Annotated in this window: 1 protein-coding gene; it reads right to left on the reverse strand. The window is 28.9% G+C overall.

Going from position 1 to position 266, the window contains the following annotated elements; all coding sequences use genetic code 11:
* Positions 1-264 (reverse strand): DNA polymerase (locus tag ACLJNW_RS25670; RefSeq protein ID WP_410961434.1); only part of this gene is annotated, 264 nt, incomplete at its 3' end.
* Positions 265-266: the final 2 nt, after the last annotated feature.

Consider the following 266-nt stretch of genomic DNA (forward strand, 5'->3'; position numbering starts at 1 on the left):
TTTGTGAGGGATATAAAGAGGTACCGTCATAAACTTTAACATCTCTACCGTAAGGAATATACATATCAGTACTTCCACCAGTATAAGAATCTTTAATCCACTAAAAATATTAGTTGAAGTAATAGGAATCATATTTTCTAGGAGGTATTTAGTTCTAAAGATTGCATAGCTTAGACTAGATATTGTTGGACATTTTTCTATGTTTAAAGACCAATTGTCCTGTACCAAATTTCTAATTTCAATTAAAATTTTGTGTAGAATAATAC

Source organism: Salmonella sp. SAL4457, assembly GCF_046548235.1.
GTDB lineage: Bacteria > Pseudomonadota > Gammaproteobacteria > Enterobacterales > Enterobacteriaceae > Salmonella > Salmonella enterica.